Source organism: Comamonas sp. SY3, from assembly GCF_041730275.1.
In the GTDB taxonomy this organism is placed as follows: Bacteria; Pseudomonadota; Gammaproteobacteria; order Burkholderiales; family Burkholderiaceae_C; genus Comamonas; species Comamonas sediminis.
Window position 1 is genome coordinate 56,404 of record NZ_JBGTYN010000010.1, and the last position, 17,565, is coordinate 73,968.

Below are 17,565 nucleotides of genomic sequence, written 5' to 3' on the forward strand. Positions count from 1 at the left end.
ACCGTCACATCTTGAACGAGGCGAATTCATCGCTGTCGTCCGCGTCAACCTGCTGATCGGCCACACCGCCGGTGTCCGCAGCGACCTCTATGCCGCCCAGCAAGTCCTGCCATGCCGCGCCAGGGTTCTGTTCGAGCACGGCAAGCATGTTGATGAAGGCTGTGATGGTCGTCCGCGGCGTTCGGAAATACGTATCGCCGATGCGTTTGGAGCAATGCTCCATGAAGCTGAAGATACCTTGGTCCGGCACGAGAAACTTGTCGGCCTCGCCGAAGGCATAGACGAAACGAATCTTCTGCAGCAGGACGTAGAAGTCCTCCGGCGTAAGACTCGACAGCCGGACCACCGGTCCGCTGAAGTCGACCAGTCCATCCGAGGCGAAGGTGTTCTGCGCCAGGCGACTCTGCAAGGCCGGATAGCTGTAGAGTCCCCGCCGGGTGTCCAGCAGAAATTCGGGTGTCCCGCCCAGGACAAACCCAAGGCCCACGGCCGTGCCTTGCAGCGAGTCGTTGAGGATGCGCAGAATTTGTTCGTAGTTCGCATTGCGGGCCTGCGTGTTGGCCAGCTTGTAGAGATTGACCAGTTCATCCAGGCCGACCAGCAGGCCCGCGAAGCCGGCCAGGCGCACGAAGCGCGCCATGAGCTTGAGCTGGTCATAGACCTCGGAATCGTCGACGATGCTCCGCACGCCGAGCGCCTGCCTAGCATCTGTCTTGGTGGCGAACTCCCCCCGCAGCCAGCGGATGGCATCGGACTTCAGCTTCTCGTTGCCCTCTTCATAGCCACGACAGTAAGCCGCGATGACATCCGCGAAATCATAGCCATTCACCAGCTCAGTCAATTGGTCGAGCTTCTGGCGCAAGAGCGCCTCGGTCGACTGGCCCGACGCCTTGGCCTCCGTCTTGGTCGTAGCGATGAACTTCTCGACGATGCCCGCCAGCGCACCCCCATCCGGCTTCGTTCGGGTCGACAGGTTGCGCATGAGTTCGGCGTAGAGGGAGCGGGCCTGACCGCCGCTGGCGTGAAGACGCCGATCCGGGTTCAGGTCGGCCGTCGCCACCACGAGCTTCTTCTCCAGTGCCACGGCACGCACCAGGTTCAGAAAGAAGGTCTTGCCAGCGCCGTACTCACCGATGACGACACGGAATGCTGAACTCCCATCAGCGATGCGGGCGATGTCGGCTACCAGCGTCTCGATTTCCCGGGCACGGCCGACCTGAATGAGGTGCTGGCCGCTGCGGGGCACAACACCCGCGCGCAACGATTGGATGACCGCATCACGGTCTCTGGGGCGGATCGGTGCGTTCATGCTTCCAGCTTCTCCAATAGTTCAGGGTTCACGGTCACGACATCCTCGCCTTCGGTGAACGGTACGTCGTGCAGGTCGAAGGCCGCCTCATTGAGGGTTTCAATGGCGCCGTCGAGCATCAGGTCCAGATCTGCTGCTGCATCGCCAAGTTCGTCCTTCGTCCACTCCGGCCGCGACAGCAGCAGGCGTGCGAGCGCACTGTGCGCCTCGTCCAGGCCAAGCAGTCCAGGTGGCGTCGGCTCCACATCACCTTCAGGCTCGGGTTCGGCGAACACCGGCTCGGGCGGGCTCTCTTCTTTGAAGATACCCGACAGCAGTGCTGATACGGCCTCGGTGTCCTTCTGGAGGGCGGCAATGCGTGCGGGATCGAGCTTGAACCCCGTTTCCTCGACCTTCGCGGTAGCCGCCGCCGTTGGTTTTGCCCCCGCAGCCACTGCATGCACGTCGGAAAACACCTTCTTGGGTTCGACGCCGAGAGCCTTGTAGACCTTCTCCAGCATCTTCACTTCTGTCGGCGACACATTTCCATCGGACTGCGCAACCGTGGCCATGAAGGTGGCTATGGTCTCCTTAGCGCCAGCGTCCAGCGGCTCCAGCTTCTTTCTGAGCGTGGTCAGCGATGCCGGCGTCGTCATCAGCAGACGTAGGTGCGCCAGAAGCCTGCGGACATGGTTCGGCGTGAGATGCGCCCAGGACTGCACCTGCGCCCGGAGATACCCCATTTCCTCGACACTGAACTCGCCATCAGCCGCAGCCACGGCCGATGCCAAATCCAGCGTCAACGCGGCGGCTTGATAGTCCGGCGTCGATCGGCTGGTGACCTCTCCTGGCGGAACGGAGAACAGCACGACCTTCTCGTCCGCCTTGGGCAGCTTGGCCCCACCCAAGACATCGGGCTCGATGCCGATGTTCAAGGATTCGAGAGCTCGCGCCAACGCCAGCGTTCGGTCCCTCGTCAGCGTCGTCTTCGCATCCAGGCTGCCAAGCAGTTCCTGGAACGACATGGCGATCATCCCCTCGCCCATACGCGCTTTCAGGGCGTGCAAGGCCTTCTGGGCACCTTCGGGCCACAACGCGGCGGGCAATTGCAGCAGCCCCTCCAGCGCATGCCTGGAATCCGGGTTCCGCCCCACATAGCGGCTGAACGGCTCCAGTTCCTTCGTGGCCGCCTCAACAACCTGGCGCAGCTTGTTGATGGGCCCTGTAAGGACCGTGACGTCGGGCGTGTTCCCAAAGGACAGGCTCAAATCCGTGTACCCGCGAAAGCCGGCGGAGGCTGGTCGGTGAACCAGCTTGATCTTGGTCTTGTTCCTGGGAAGAACCAAGCCCTCCCCAAACGTCTCGTGGTACTTGGATACGAACAGCTTGTCGAACTCCTCCGCGCAACGCGTTGCCGGTGTTCGCAGGTAGCTGGTCGGATCCAGCTTGGCCCAGGCCAGTGCCAGTTGCGCTGGCACCGGCACACCATCCACCGCCGCCTGCCCCAGGGCGACACGGATGTAGAGCGGCAGCTCGTAGGTCTTGGGAAAACTCGGAATGGGCTTGAGATAGGCTTTCTCGGGGTGCTCGGCCAACGAGACCCAATCGAGCAGCGAACCGGCGTAGCTTTGGAATGAGCCCGACTTGGCGCCATAGATGTCCAGCAGCCGACGCAGCTCTGCCGCAATCATGGGCCAATCGCCCTTGGCCGCCTCGTCCTTCGAGGCATCCAGAATGGCGCGACGCTCCAACCCGTAGAAGAAGATGAAGACGTACCCGACATCCGCCTCGGGATCCTGCCTGCCGCCCGCCAGCCAATTCAGGTAGGCACGCCGGGCGGAAGGCGAAATCTCCGAGTAGCTCGGCCAGTAACCCATCTGCCGCTCTGTGTAGTCGCCATGCGACGCAACAGACTTCGATGGGTCGATGAGACACGGATCATTGCCACCCATGGGCGTCGGCAACGACGTACCAACATAGACCAGGCCACCGGAAATCAAGATACCACCGACTTCTATCGTTTCTCCAGCAGGGATCCAGGCACCAGGACCGAAACGCTTGGGCGCTGCCGGAATGCGAAACGACGGTGCGGCAGGCGCCGGGCTCGCCGCGACCGGTACAGGCTGTTGCTCATCCGAGAGCCGGCTGGCCACGCGGGAATTGACCACGGGACTCGACACAACCGGTGCGCGACTCTCGGGACGAGGGACAGCGGGAGCGGGAGGAGCGGCCTCCTGTGGGGCAGCTTGCGCACTGCCCTTGGACTTGAGATAGAGATAGATGCCGACGCCAACGGCGGCGAGTACTCCAACCCCGATCCAGACCTCGCGCGGAATGGCGGCCAGTAGCACCAGCAGCCCCACGACGACTGCGCCAATTCCCCCTCCGGCCCCCGCTTTCTTCCGCCTCGCCATGCTTTGCACCCTCCTACCGCTGCAAACAATCGTTACGAATATTGTGCACGGCAATCAGGAACACCCTACTTCCTTACTCGTATTTGGGAAGGAGCGCGATCTTGATATGGCGTAACCAATGAACACCTTCAATGAGCTTATGAGCTAATGGGAGGTCTAGACAAATATATATTCAGATATCAGAATACAAATTCAAATATCGCCCACCAGTAATTGTGATATCGATACTGCCCCAGACGCTCCTGAAACTGTCTACATGGAACGGGTCCCTTGAAGACCTCGCCGCAACGGCAGGGCAGTTGCTGCTCGAGCAGGGCAGTTGGCAAGGACATCCTCTGCGAGCACCCACTCGATCCGTGGTCGTGGACTACCGCAACGTGGGCATCATCGCCCCTGCGCTGCGCAAGCGCTATCAGTGGCGCCACTTGGTGCAATTGGTTGTGGCTTGCGTGCTCGTACAGCTCGGCCAGACGCGAAAGTCAGTGAGCAAGCGCATGCAGTCGCTGGCGCCGACCGAGCTTGTTGCTTTGCTTGAGCACGCATCTTCAGAAAACGCCTCGCCGCCCGGACCACATGCACCATCAGTGACCGTTGACGAGTCGCGGGCGCTGGAGCTGGCGCACGAGGCCGTTCCATTGTTGGCGGCCGGGCTCGCGGATCATTTCCGGCGCGCACGTGCGGGGCAACCTCTCGTGCACGACGCTGCCATGTCCCACTGGCTGCGCGCTGCGATGCTGCGCCTGGCCAGCCTGTATGTACTTTACGGCCGACCGGTGCAGGCCGATGGCGCCCACACACTCGTGGCCAACAGTACACTGCCCCTGCGCGAGCGCGAATGGGACTTGCCCGTCTTCGACACTCCGGGGTTCCGCTTTCATGGCGTTCGGTTGCTGGACCCAGGCACGAGGCTGCCGACCATCGAGTGCATCGACCTGGCACGTCAGACCGCGTCTGAACTCGACCTGAAGGAGCAGCAGGCCTTCGCTCAACTGGAATCCGCATGCGACCTGTTCGGATCGCGCGGCAGCGAGGTGTACTCGGCGCTGCGCGAATTCATTACGCGCCACCCGATCAGCTCGGCCGCGGAGCAGCGCCGTTTTCTCGAGGCCGGCAATCTTCAGCTTGCGGCCCCTTTTTTGGCCTCTTGCTACGAGCAAGTTCAGCCGCATCACCTTGTCAAAGGAGGTTTATTCCGATGCGCAACGTGTGGGGCGCCTTTGATCGAGTCCACGATCGATGCACACGTGAGCTGCACAGTCCGGCAGTGCAAAGCCTTTGAGTCGCCGGTGCCGCGAGAGCTCGCACGCGCAGTCACGCTACAAGACGCACTGATCGTCAAGGCACACATCTTGGTGTACTGGTGTGGTCCTGGCCAGGACGAGATTGCCCTGTACGACACGGCGACAACCGAGCCTTCTGGATTGGATGCCGCGCTGTACCCAGGCCGTGACCGATGCGATTTGAGCCTTGACGCCGAAGGCACTGGCATCGACGTCAAGAGCCACGCAAATCCTTTTGTCCTTGCCGCTAGTCTCAATCGCAGCCTTGGTGGTCTCGAGCTCTACACCACGAAGGTCATCGCCATCAACGACCAAGCGCTGTCGCGCTTCCCCGACTACTTGGATATCTTGCGCCGGGAGTGCAACCGGCATGACGTCGAGTTCACATCCGTGAGCGCCCTGCGGCGTGATTTGAGGGCCAGGGCATGATCGCTGAGCGCCTAAAGGCCCTGCAATTGCACCGCCTGGATCTGCTGGCGGGCTTCTTCTTTCACGAGCTGGGAGTCAGGTCGCTGCAAAACGCGCCGGCGCTCCTGATGGGCTTTCGCAGCGTCGCGCGCACGCCCTTGCTGCGTGAGCGCGAGACAGAACTCGACAACCTTCGCCGCGCGTGCAGCGGCTTGTCAACGCTTGCCGCTCTGAAAGGGGCAGCTGTTCGCTATAACGACATTTCGCTGGCGTCGGGGCACCGACGGCTGTTTCGGATTGACGAACGGACCTTGGCAATCAAACCGCAGTTCGACATCGTTGCGCCGGAGCTCAGCGAAGCCCTATCCGCCCTGAAAGTGCCCCATGTACCCCAGCCCCATGGCATGACACTGGCTCGGCCAGACAAGCCCATAGCGATCCATGTGCAATTTGCCGGGGAGTCGCGCCGCTACGCCGTCCAGTCTCTTCCCTCCAGCCTGCCGCCACCGACGAGACACGACGCCGAGCGCCCTACGCGGCGTCCGATCATGGTGAGCTGGTCGGACCTCATCAATGAGGCACGGGAGATGGATGCGATCGATGAACGCCTGCATGTCGCACGTCGAGGCAACTGGGCCCAGCGCCTACAAGCCGTAGCATTGCAAAGCGTTGACGCTGACGGTGAGTTCAAGGTGGAGGGTGAGCTGGCGCTGGACGGGCTGAAGCACCTGATCGGCCTGCCAGGCGCTGGCAAGACGACGCTGCTGATGTGTCTGCTGCGCTATCTGGGAGTGCGTGGCATCAAGGCTGCCGTCTTCTTCCCGTCGATCGAGGTGTGTCGTCAGTACCTCGAGGACTTGTGCCGCTACGGTGTCGCCGCAGGCCTACTAGTGGGTCAGTCACGCGACACCCGATTGCGTCACGCGCACAAGCTTGCCGAGGCGTTGGCAACAGACGACCCCCTGCGAGGGTTCTGCACGACAACGGCCAGCGCGGCATTGTTCGAGGGCGTCTGCGCCCTGCCCGCCCTGACATCCGCGCCCAGCGCAGCCTTCGCTATCGCTGACAGCTTTTGCTCACGCATTTGGCAGCGCCGTACAGCGGAACCGAGTGACGATGCCGAAGGCAAGGACCTCGAGCGCCGGCTGTGCCCAGTGTGGTCGCTTTGCGGTTTCACACGGGCACCGCGTGAGCTGCCAACTGCCAGCGTTTGGTTGGGCCACATCCTCTCGGCAGACACTCAAGTTCCTCGTCAGACCACGGCACTCGACGAGCGCTACTTCGACCTTATCGCGCGTGTCTTCGATGTCGTGATCTTCGATGAGGCCGACCGAGCGCAACAAGACCTGGATCGCGGCGGGATTGCCGAACTTAGCCTCTCGGGTCACGACAGGTCATTTCATCGCCAAGTGCAGCGCGGCACGCTGCAACCCATCGCCTCGGGACAGAATGCAGTGCTGCATGGCGTCGACTATGCTCAGTTGGCCATCGAGATCGCCGAGTTCGAGAAGCTCAATGTCGCTCTGACGCACGCCGTCCTACGCCTCACGGACGATCTGCGCAAGGCGTTTGACGGGTTGCTGATGTCTCCGCTTCGCATCATCGGTGATTGGCTCTCGCCCAAACGTCTTAGCACTCTGGCGGACGATCTCGGTGCTGACCCTCAGGCGCAGGCCAAGGATGCACTGTGCGAACTGTGGGAGGGTGCGGCCATTCGCGCGTTTCAGCTACGTGGCGCCCGCTCGGGCAGCGTTGCCGCAGCGCCGGACGCCATCGCCCGTACCGCCAACGCGTTTGGCCTGTCGATCGAGCGCGCTGCGGCCTTACACGACGAGCTCTCGAAGTCGATGTCCGATTGGCTGGCCGAGTCGAGCCTGCAGGAGCTAGCAGGGTTGACCAAGCGCATCGCGGAACAGTTGCGCGAAGTCCGGCGAACCTCCAGCGACGCGGAGGCACAGCAGCTCGTCGGTCTGCTGTTGCCGGTGACCTTCACCATCCTCAGCTATCGCCGCCTGTCGCCTCGGCTCAATGACATGATCGATCAGGGGCTACTCGATCCCGTGCATGTCGACGAGCTCGTGTCCAAGGCTCTCTTGCTGGCCTCTCCAGACAACATCCTCGGGTCTTTGAGCGGCGTGCGCTTCTTTTCAACGCCGTCGCCGCGTGACCCGCTGGGACGCGCCGTCGATTTGCAGTTGCAATACGTAGTGTTCGCCGGCACACCTCGGCTGCTCATGTATCGGATGCACGAATGGATCAAGCGCGCAGACGGCACGCGCGACGGTCCTGCGGTGCTGCTGACCAGCGCCACCAGCTTTCTCCCCCCAAGTCCGGCACACCATGTCGCAGTTGCGCCCCACTATGTGCTGCAGCGCTTGCGCCCGGAGCGTGAAGACGCGCCCGATTCCTACTACGAATTCCGCCCCATCCGAGACGGCCAAGCCGCCGATGCTCCCTTTCTTCGCTTCAGCGGGGAGCGCTCCGAGACCGTTCGCATGGCCAATCTGGAAAAGATGGCGCTAGCACTGCTCGATGGCGGGCCAATCAACTCGCAGCTGGCGCGAGACTGCGCCAAATTCGACCCACGGGATGGCGTGCCGCGCAAAGCTGCCTTTGTGGTGAACAGCTACGACCAGGCACGGCGCCTGAAGCACTTCATCGATCTGCGCCTGCCGGCCTGGCGGGACAAGGTCGTCGCTGTCGTCGATGATCTGCCCGACTTCGGACTCACGACAGGTTATGTGACCTCCTCTCGCGTCGAGAGTCTGGGCGACGACGACCGCTGGCAGGTACTGATCTTTCCGCCCGGGGCCCTCGGACGAGGTACGAACGTTGTGTTCACCACAGGACCCAGGCAGCGTGACGCGGCGATCGGCACCCTGTACTTCTTGACCCGACCTCATCCAACGCCTCACGACATGAGCCTGCCGGTGAGCATGGCTGCGAAGGCAACGCTCGACTTCGATCTGCGCCAGGACGATTCCACGTCGCTCGAACAGCTCGGCCGCCGGTGGCTTGGCGCACGCCGGCAGGCTTATCAGCAGATCGGCCGATTGCTCCGCCGGCCTCTGTACGCGCGCGGGCTAGGCAAGTTGTTCGAGCCCTTCACGGCAAATATCGCCGTGAACCTGATGCAGACGATTGGACGAGCCATGCGCAATGGCTGCCCGGTGCAGTGCTTCTTCGTCGATCGAGCGTGGGCCGAAAAGACCTCGCGGGGCGAACTGGACAATGAAACGAGCAGCATGCTCGTCCAGCTACGCGTCATCCTAGAAAAGGGTGTGTCCTCCGACGACCCGAGGGAAGCTGCGCTCTACCAGGCTCTGTACGGCGCGTTCCTGCGACCGCTGACAGACATGCACGGCTTGAACGTGGCCCCGGTGCTTGAGGACACTTCGGTGGAAGAGGAATGGCACGACAACCCGTTATGGGCGGCCGATGCCCCATTGAAAGTGGAGGAAACTTGATGAAAGCCATTTCGCGCGATGCGGCATTCGCCATGGAATTTGCTGATGACACCACGCCGCTGACGCGCAACGTCGTCGCGGTATCGTGGACCGTTGATGCGCTCAGGGTGCTCAAGCAAATCCGCGATGAAGCAACAACACGTGCGCAAGAAGAAGACGAAGAGGCATTCCTTCATCTACCGTACGCGCACCTTCGTGCCCAGTTGCATTTGCAGATCGACGCCTGGGTTGGCATCGATGACGACATCGGCTTGCGTTCCCTGTACGTGCCGTCGAATTCGGCGGCCGCCCCCGAGGCCTGGGGCTATCTGGTAAGTGCCGATGCGCGCGCAGACCTGCAGAAGATCAAGGATGCGTTCGCGACATGGTCGGAAGGCGTCTTGGCGCGCTACTGCGAGTCACGCGGGGCCTATGCTCCCGGAGTCGCCGCGTTGCGGCGGCTGGGCCAAGAAGATCGGATCGTCCGCACCACCCCATCAAGGGTCCAGATATTTCCCTGGGGCGGGATGCCCCAAGCCAAGTCCGGCACGCCCACGCCATTTGATGTCACGGCCGGGGTGTTGGCTTCCCACCTGGCCGGCCAGGAACTCTTCCCTGGACTCGGTCCGGTAGTGCGCGTGGTCGGAGGCCCTGAACACAACAGTGCAGAAGTCATGACGCGGCCGCACATCGCTGCGGGCGGCCGCTTCAGCCTAGTGTGTGAGCTCAGCGTGCAGACGCTACCTGGCTCCACCAAGCCGTTGATCTATTGCGAGTTCAAGCGCCGCCGCTGGGCCGATGGCCTGAAGAGCGGCTACACCGTGAGTTCGTCGATTCGAGGGTTCGTCCTGCCGCACGCGATGCGGCCGCAAAGTGCATACCGCTTCAGCGTGATGCGCCAGCGAGCCGGGAAGTGGATAACCGACCTCGGCTACCAACAGTACGAATATGCCTTCAACTTGGTCCCTGGACACGAAAACGAGGGCGTCTTCACCTACCCAAGCGAAGAGTCAGCCAGCGTCCTGGTCATGCTCAAACCCGAGGTGACCGAACAGCACCACTCCAAGCTGCAAGCCGGCGTTCCGCTGGTCGACCAGGCGGACGCGTTCGAGCGGATCTCCGCGGTGCTTGGCGAACTAGGCCTGCGTCCCTTCACCGATTTCAGCGCAGCCAAAGCAGTGACCGTGAAGGCCCCGCCCTTGGCGATGCTTAAGGCTGAGGTCACGCTCGGGCGCCTGCTCGATCGCCACGAGCACGACGATGACGAGGCGCCACCCGGTAAGGCACTCGAGGCCATCACGTCAGTTTCTCCTGACCGCTGGTTCAAGGCGGACGTTCCTGCCCCCGATGCCGAACGCGACAGGGTGGTCGCGGCGGTTCGCAAGCTGACTGCAGATACGGCATATATAGCCGACACATCCCGTCATCAGCTCTATGTGGTCACTCAAACACCCGAGGACGTCGAATGGATCAAGACCACGGCAGCAGCCATGCTGGGCGACGTCATCAAGGTGTTAAGCGTGCCATTGCCAGCAAATACCCACGGCCCCATGCAGAGCTTCACCGAAGGCCGGCGCAAGCAGCGCTTCGACGCACGTGTGCGCGAATGGCTCAAGTTCGGCGAGAGCCTCAAGCTGGGACCCCGCTCGATGGTGCTAGTCCAGGCGCCCATGTTCTATAAGGTCGAGGGCGACAAGTTCAAACCCGACGACAACGTCAACAAGCTTGCGGCGCGCAAGGCGCTCGGCAGCCTGGGTTGTACCGTCCAGTACCTGCTGCCTAGCGAGCACGGTCGCGTCGACAAGTTTCTGCCGCGTGTGCAGGCCGCGCTTCTCGACCTGGTGTTCGGCCACGCAGGCTCGGTCTGGGGCCTGAAGCAAGCCGGTGAGGCATGCTTCACGGGATCAGCGTCGCCCCCACGTTGGGTCGGTGCAGTGAGTTCACTGGTCGTGCAGTCCGAATGGTTCCGCGACCGTGCGCAGTCCGTGTTCGTCGCCACCCGCATGGACTGCGAGACCGGTCAGGCTTGGGTGCGTTTCGCCCATCAGACGGCCGAGATCGTGCAGACGGACTGGATGCGCTTCGACGAGGGGGCCAAATACCTGGCATCCACCCGAATGGAATTGCCAGCCCCTTGGGCCGCAAGGCGCGAGCTACTCGCGCAGTTCTTTCAAAGCACCTTCGACGACATGGTCGCCGTCGATCCAAACGCCGTGGTCTTCATCGACTCGACTCGAGCTGCTCGACTGGCTTCGTGGTTGTCTGATTCGGGCATGCGCGAGACCTCGCGCCAAGTGGCACCAGGTGTGTTGACCGCGCAGCGCTGGCCCACCTTGCGCTTGATCCGGATTCGTGAGCAGGCCCCGACGATCGGCCAAGAGAAGATCTTCGGCGTTTCCAACGGGGCAGAGGCGCCGCTGCGTACCTGGACATCCACGCCCCGCCTGTTTCGGGTCAGTGGCGCTTCAGCGCCGACCTTCTGGTCACTGGCCAGGCCCGGGACACATCACAAGCGGGGGGCAAGCTGCTACCGAGAGATGCTCCTGCCGAACAGCAATCAAACAGAGGACAACCCAAAAGCGTTCGTCCCCTTTCCTGCACAGCCCGACAAGCAGCATCTGAACTCCCGAGCCGTGGAGGTCGTCATCCTGCAGAAGCAGGCCGATGACGACGAGGTGCAACTCGCCTCGTTCGCGCAGCATTTGCGGGCCGGCTTGTTAACGGCACGCAATGAGCGATGGGTCACGGCCCCTACCCCGCTGCGCATCATCGACAAACTCACCGAGTACATGAGGGGCGGTTGACGATATCGCGCTTACCCCTCCCCCAGCCAGCCATGCCCCTCACCTACCTCAACGTCGAATACGCTCAGCGCGGCGCCGTAAAGGCGCTCGGCGCAAGGTGGGATGCAGAGGCGCGCAAATGGTTTGTGCCCGAGGGGCGTGACCTGGCGCCCTTTGTCGCTTGGCTGCCTGCTGAGCGGCGGTTCACCGACACGGCTGTTGCGAAATCGAGCAGCGGTGCCGTGCAAGTGCAGCGTCGAGGCAAGTCGCTATCGCTGCTGTTGGCCGGTGTGGCGGATGCTGTCAATCGGACCTTCCACCAGGGCGAGTGGACTATCGTCGACGTCGTGCAGGTCTCCGTCAGGAAGCATGTGTTCCTGGAGCTTGCCGAGCGAGACTCAAATGGCGTCGTGCTTGCCAAGGCGAATGCCATGATCTGGGCCAGCATCGCCGACCAGATCCTGCCGCCGTTCGAAGCGGCAACTGGGATGTCCATCGGACCGGGCATGAAGCTGCTCGTGCGGGCTCGCCCCATATTCAACGTGCAGTACGGCTTCAGGCTCATCCTCGATGCCATCGACCCGGACTTCACTCTGGGCGAGCTTGAGGCCCGCAAGCGGGAAATCCGCGCGCGCCTGCAACAACAGAACCTGTGGGGACTCAACAAGGCGTTGGACTTTCCTTGGGACTTCCGCGCCGTGCTTGTGATTGCACCACAGGACGCTGCCGGGCTCGGCGACTTCCGTGCCGAAGCTCAACGGCTGGACCGTGCCGGTGTTTGCCGCTTTGTGTACGCACACAGCCGCTTTCAGGGTCCTGGCGCCGCAGAGGAAATCATTGAGGCGGCTCGCACTGCGCTGACCGCGGGGAATTCTGTGGGGCAAGTTCTGTTCGACGCAATCGTCTTCATCCGCGGAGGCGGTGCAGTCAACGACCTCGCCTGGCTGAACAACTACGAGCTAGCGCGCTTCGTCTGCGAGCTGAAGTTCCCTGTGCTCACGGGCATCGGTCACGAGCGCGACTCGACGATTCTCGATGAAGTGGCGCACACGAGCTTTGACACTCCGAGTAAGGTCATCGCAGGTATCGAGGCAACCATCGCCAGACGAACCAGGGAAGCACAGACCGCGTTTGCGGAGGTGGTCGCCGCAGTGCAGCGACGCATCGGCCTAGTTCGGCAGGGTGCAGAGCAGGCGAGTTCGCATATCCGCGAAGGCGTATCGCATCAGCTTTACACGGCCCGCGCCGCAGGTGCTGAGGCCATGGCTGATGTTCGCCTGCTGGCACTGCGTGAAGTTTCCGTGGCGTCGCGGCACTCGGGTGAGCTCGTGCGCGACGTTCGCGCATTGACGAGCACCCAGTTGGCCATCGCCAAGGAGAGAGCACCGCTGCTGCTGATACAGACCCGAGATCAAGCGGGAGCGCATTTGCGCACAGCGACGGCCAAATCGAATCAGGCGCTGAACGCGGTGCTGGACCGTGCACATTCAGATGCAGGTCGCGCCACCCGGGACGCCTCTGGCGCCCTGACCGGTCTGATGCACAGTGCACGGCAGCGGGTGACCGGCGCCCGTAGCGGCTCCGAGGCGCTGCTGCGTGAGATCAGCGGCCAGGGCCCACGGAAAACACTGGCCCGGGGCTTCGCGCATATTCGGGATTCGAGTGGGCGAACCGTGATGAACGCGGGATCACTCGCCGCAGGCAATGAGTTCAGCGTGACGTTCCATGACGGAATGGTCGAGGCGAAGGTGCAGGGCGAGGAAAACAAGCAATGACAATGACGTTCAAGGAAGCCTATGGCGTGCTCAATCGGCATGCACAGACTCTGCGCAACCAGCAAGAGCCCAATATCGACGATCTCCTGGGCATCGTTACCGAATCGGTCGAAGCCTACAAGATCTGCAAGCAGCGCATCGATGCGGTCGAGGCGGCGCTAGAACAGGCGTTGGCCGACCCAGCCGTCGCCTCCTCCACATCCGTCAGTGGAGAGGACGGTGCCGCGCTCCGCCCCGCTCCCTCGTCGGCTCGCCCACCGAGCCGCGGAGGCGCGAAGCCGAGCGGATTCGATGACATGGACGACGACATTCCGTTCTAGAAGGGACTGGCGCCGATGGGACTCAATGAACAAACAATGGGAGGAATGCCTTTGACTACCGGAATCAAGCCACCTACGCCCAGCGGAGTGCGCGTGACCGAAGTGCGTGTCTCGAATTTTCGATCACTGGTCAACGTCGTCCTCGAGCTCGACGATTTAACCGTCTTGGTGGGCGCCAACAACGCGGGCAAGACGAGCTTCCTTGACGCGATGTATGCCGCGATCGGCGCAGGGCGCAAGACGCTGGGTCAGGAGGATGTTCATGTGGCTGCAGCCGAGGCGGTCGCACCGCAGGATCGCGTGGTCACCGTGGATGTGCGCGTTCAGCCGTTCGACGCCGACGGCAAGCCTCTTCAAACCTTCCCACAGGGCAGCTACTGGACGTCGCTGTGGGGCACGGGTCTATCTCAAGACCTCGATTTCAACGACTTCATGGCTTTTCGCACCACCTTGTCGTGGAGCGACGTCAAGGGCGACTACGCGCTCGAGCGCAAGTTCCTGACCGAGTGGAAACCCGCAGCGGACTGGCTGTCTGCCACAGTATCGGCGGAAGGCGTCAGCGCCGAACAGCTCGAACATGTAGCGCTGCACTACATCGATGCCAAACGCGACCTCGAGGACGATCTGCGCCGACAGGGGTCGTTCTGGCGTCGCCTGACCGACAACCTTGGACTGACGGAGGCGGATGTCGACGAGTTCGAGCAAGCGCTTTCCCAGCTGAACGACGAGATCGTCTCGAAGAGTTCGGTGCTGCAGCACCTCAAGACAAATCTTTCCGACATGTCCTCAGTCGTCAGCGCAGACAGCGCCGGCGTGGATATCACGCCAGTGGCTCGCCGCCTCAGAGACCTCTCCAAAGGTGTCGACGTCACCTTCGCGACCACTGGCGCACAGGCATTCCCGCTCGCTCGGCACGGTATGGGAACGCGCAGCCTCGCGTCGCTACTTGTCTTCCGGGCTTTCATGTCCTGGCGCTATGCGCTGGCTGAAAAGCAAGGTGACCAGACACATTCGCTGCTTGCACTTGAGGAGCCCGAGTCGCACTTGCACCCGCAAGCCCAGCGGGCGCTGTTTGCCCAGATCAAGTCTATCCCCGGCCAACGCATCGTCAGCACGCATTCGCCTTATTTCGCCGGCCAAGCCAAGCTCGGCGAACTTCGGCTCTTCAACAAGCTGGCCGGTGTGACCGTGGCTCAGCGACTGGACCTCACGAAGTTGACCGCAGACGACATCCGCAAGCTCGAGCGGACGGTGATCGCTACGCGCGGCGACTTGCTGTTCGCTCGCGCGGTGATTCTTTTCGAAGGCGAAACCGAAGAGCAGGCCTTTCCGCTCTGGGCTCAAGCGTACTGGGGCGCGAGCGCACACGAATTGGGCTTCAACTTCGTGGGTGTCGGAGGCACCGACTACTTCCCTTTCATCTGGCTGGCGAAGAGCTTCGGCATTCCCTGGTACGTCTTCTCTGACGGCGAGGATCAGCCCGTCACAAAGCTCAAGGCCGATGCCAAACGCGCCGGAATTGATGACATTGCCAAGCACGCCAATATCGTCGTCATCCCCAACAAGAAGGATCTAGAGGCACATCTGCTCGATGCAGGCTACATGGACGCTTTCGAGGCTGCCATTGCCAATTTCGCCGGTGCAACGGCCCTGGACGACTACATCAAAAGCCTGCATGGCAAGCCAGGCAAGTCCGTGGGTGGAGTCGCCCAAACTCGGGACTATTCCGGCGCCGCAGGGCGCGAGCGCGCGGCGCTTGACATGGTCAGCGACAAGAAGACGCGCTATGCGACGCCCATGGCCAGCGCCATCCTGGCGCTTCAGGACCCCGAGCGTCGTGTTCCCACGCTGGTCGCACAGTTGTTCGAGGCCATTGGCACCAAGTTCGGTCTGAAGAAGGTCGATGCTGCCAAGATGGTCCTTCCTTGACGGAGATGATGATGTCCACTGTTCGCCTCTCTGCAACGCAGCGGCAGGTTGTCGACTTCGGCGAAGGCGCCCTAGCGGTCATCGCGGGCCCCGGATCGGGAAAGACGCGCGTTCTCACCGAACGTATCCGCCGCCTGCTGACCCAAGTGCCAGGTCACTTCCGCGTGCTGGCTTTGACTTTCACGAACAAGGCCGCCAAGGAGATGACCGATCGCCTGGGTGACTTGGCTGAGGCGCGCAAGCGCGCATTCATCGGCACCCTGCACGGCTTCTGCCTCGATGTCCTTGCGGATCGCGGAAAGCACATCGGTCTCGCCACCATGCCGCAGATCTTCGAGCAATACCAGGATCGCAAGCAAATCCTCGCGCAAGCGGTCAGCGAGGATGCAATGCTTTGCAGCGAGATATCGCACTTGTCGACAAAGGAGCAAGCTCAGCGCCTAGACGATTGGCTTAGGAGCGTCGGGCATATCAAGACGCATCCGATCACCACGGCGGTCAGTGGCATCGACGACCCCATCATTGAGCGCGTGTATGAGGGATACAACGCCGGACTGCAAGCCTGCGGTGCTTGCGACTTTGACGACCTGCTGCTCTACACCTATCGGCTGTTCTCTGAATTTCCTCAGGTCGCCGATCTCTATCGGCGCGTCTATGGCTATGTCTGCGTCGATGAGGCTCAGGATCTGAACGAAGCCCAGTACGCCGTCATCCGTGCGATGGCTGGCGATTCGCTGCGCAACATCATGATGGTCGGCGACCCCAACCAATCGATCTACGGCTTCAACACCTCGAGTCCGAAGTACCTCACTGACGACTTCAAAGCGGACTTCAATGCTGCCCAGATTTGTCTTGAGGAGAACTATCGATCTTCACGCGCAGTGGTCCGCGTAGCGCAGTCCCTCGATCCGACTTACACCGTCGCTGGCCAACTTGCCGTGGAGGGTTACGCCCGGAAGATGGTTGGCGATAGTGAGGCCAACGAGGCTTCACGCGTTGTAGACGAATTGACGCGTCTGATGGCTGCGGGACACCCGGACATTGAGGGACCCATAACACCAACGAGCTTCGCCATTCTCGGACGGACTCGCTATACGCTGATTGGCGTCGAGCGTCAGCTCAAGGAGCGTGGCCTGCCCTACTTCAAGCGCTTGAGCGTCACGCACGAAAACGAGTCCGATCTAGCCGATGAGTTCCAACTGGCGCTGAGGGTGCTGTCCAATCCCAAGGATGCCGTGCACCTGAGCGCGCTTCGCAAGCGGTGGAACCTACCCGGCCCGGTCACTGCCCCTGCCGATGCGGCACAGGTGGTGCAGATGGTCCAGTCCATGTCCACGGCAACACAAGGGCCGGGGTGCGTGGCCATCGCCGACGCGCTGGCGGCCGTGCATGCGACCACCGCTCGCCGTCTGGACTTCATGCCCGCCTTCAAGGTCCTGGAGGCGCACGCGGACAAGCTGGATGAGCCGGATCGACGAGCTATTCGCGAAGACGTGGCGGTTTTGCGCGAGGAGTGGGACCACTTTCTGCGATCCGAAGGCTCACGCGCGCGAACACTTCAGAGCTTCCTGAGCAACATCGCCCTGGGCACTTCTGGCCAAGCCACGCGGGACGGCGTAGCGCTGCTGACCGTGCATTCTTCCAAGGGTCTTGAGTTCGATGTAGTCTTCGTCGTAGGCATGGCTGACGGCGTGTTCCCTGACTACCGTGCGACCACCAAGAAGCAAAAGGATGAAGAGCGCCGCAATGCGTTCGTCGCAGTGACGAGATCCAAGCGGTTGCTGTACCTGTCCTATCCGCGCCAAAGGCTTATGCCCTGGGGTGATGTGTGGCAAGGCGCCCCTTCACCCTACATCACAGCAGCGCCGCTACAGAGGCCCTGAAAACTCCGAGGTGGCCAAGAGCACATAAGCGTCGCGCAT

Annotated in this window: 9 protein-coding genes; 7 read left to right on the forward strand and 2 right to left on the reverse strand. The window is 62.0% G+C overall.

Annotated elements, in window-relative coordinates; all coding sequences use genetic code 11:
- Window positions 1–4: 4 nt before the first annotated feature.
- Both ACCQ08_RS14365 and ACCQ08_RS14370 read right to left on the reverse strand, forming a co-directional pair.
- On the reverse strand, window positions 5–1,309 hold the full coding sequence (locus ACCQ08_RS14365) for an ATP-binding protein (protein WP_373450213.1): 1,305 nt from the start codon (window positions 1,307–1,309) through the stop codon (window positions 5–7).
- The gene (locus ACCQ08_RS14370) at window positions 1,306–3,651 is read right to left on the reverse strand and encodes a TerB N-terminal domain-containing protein (RefSeq protein WP_373450214.1); all 2,346 of its coding nucleotides are present in this window, start codon (window positions 3,649–3,651) and stop codon (window positions 1,306–1,308) included. The genes ACCQ08_RS14365 and ACCQ08_RS14370 overlap by 4 nt, the downstream gene beginning before the upstream one ends.
- A gap of 413 nt (window positions 3,652–4,064) precedes the next feature.
- Here ACCQ08_RS14370 and ACCQ08_RS14375 point away from each other — a divergent pair, with 413 nt between their 5' ends.
- From ACCQ08_RS14375 to ACCQ08_RS14405, 7 genes are all read left to right on the forward strand, one after another.
- A complete protein-coding gene (locus ACCQ08_RS14375) occupies window positions 4,065–5,411 on the forward strand; it encodes a hypothetical protein (protein WP_143044648.1) in 1,347 nt (448 codons plus the stop codon).
- On the forward strand, window positions 5,408–8,857 hold the full coding sequence (locus ACCQ08_RS14380) for an ATP-binding protein (RefSeq protein ID WP_373450215.1): 3,450 nt from the start codon (window positions 5,408–5,410) through the stop codon (window positions 8,855–8,857). The genes ACCQ08_RS14375 and ACCQ08_RS14380 overlap by 4 nt, the downstream gene beginning before the upstream one ends.
- On the forward strand, window positions 8,857–11,640 hold the full coding sequence (locus tag ACCQ08_RS14385; RefSeq protein WP_373450216.1) for an RNaseH domain-containing protein: 2,784 nt from the start codon (window positions 8,857–8,859) through the stop codon (window positions 11,638–11,640). The genes ACCQ08_RS14380 and ACCQ08_RS14385 overlap by 1 nt, the downstream gene beginning before the upstream one ends.
- Before the next feature lie 32 nt (window positions 11,641–11,672).
- Window positions 11,673–13,394 carry an exodeoxyribonuclease VII large subunit gene (xseA, locus tag ACCQ08_RS14390; protein ID WP_074923318.1) on the forward strand — a complete coding sequence of 574 codons (1,722 nt, stop codon included), beginning with the start codon at window positions 11,673–11,675 and terminating at the stop codon, window positions 13,392–13,394.
- The gene (gene xseB / locus ACCQ08_RS14395) at window positions 13,391–13,714 is read left to right on the forward strand and encodes an exodeoxyribonuclease VII small subunit (protein ID WP_083393655.1); all 324 of its coding nucleotides are present in this window, start codon (window positions 13,391–13,393) and stop codon (window positions 13,712–13,714) included. The genes xseA and xseB overlap by 4 nt, the downstream gene beginning before the upstream one ends.
- A gap of 93 nt (window positions 13,715–13,807) precedes the next feature.
- Window positions 13,808–15,643 (forward strand): ATP-dependent endonuclease, encoded by a 1,836-nt coding sequence (locus tag ACCQ08_RS14400; protein WP_244160537.1) that lies wholly within the window; start codon window positions 13,808–13,810, stop codon window positions 15,641–15,643.
- A gap of 11 nt (window positions 15,644–15,654) precedes the next feature.
- Window positions 15,655–17,526, forward strand: a complete 1,872-nt coding sequence (locus tag ACCQ08_RS14405) for an ATP-dependent helicase (RefSeq protein ID WP_074923317.1) — start codon at window positions 15,655–15,657, stop codon at window positions 17,524–17,526.
- Window positions 17,527–17,565: the final 39 nt, after the last annotated feature.

Bases quoted from the DNA above. Each gene is read 5' to 3' on its own strand.
- ACCQ08_RS14380 (WP_373450215.1), top strand. From the start codon at position 5,408: ATGATCGCTGAGCGCCTAAAGGCCCTGCAATTGCACCGCCTGGATCTG.
- xseB (WP_083393655.1), top strand. From the start codon at position 13,391: ATGACAATGACGTTCAAGGAAGCCTATGGCGTGCTCAATCGGCATGCA.
- xseA (WP_074923318.1), top strand. From the start codon at position 11,673: ATGCCCCTCACCTACCTCAACGTCGAATACGCTCAGCGCGGCGCCGTA.
- ACCQ08_RS14385 (WP_373450216.1), top strand. From the start codon at position 8,857: ATGAAAGCCATTTCGCGCGATGCGGCATTCGCCATGGAATTTGCTGAT.
- ACCQ08_RS14405 (WP_074923317.1), top strand. From the start codon at position 15,655: ATGTCCACTGTTCGCCTCTCTGCAACGCAGCGGCAGGTTGTCGACTTC.
- ACCQ08_RS14365 (WP_373450213.1), bottom strand. From the start codon at position 1,309: ATGAACGCACCGATCCGCCCCAGAGACCGTGATGCGGTCATCCAATCG.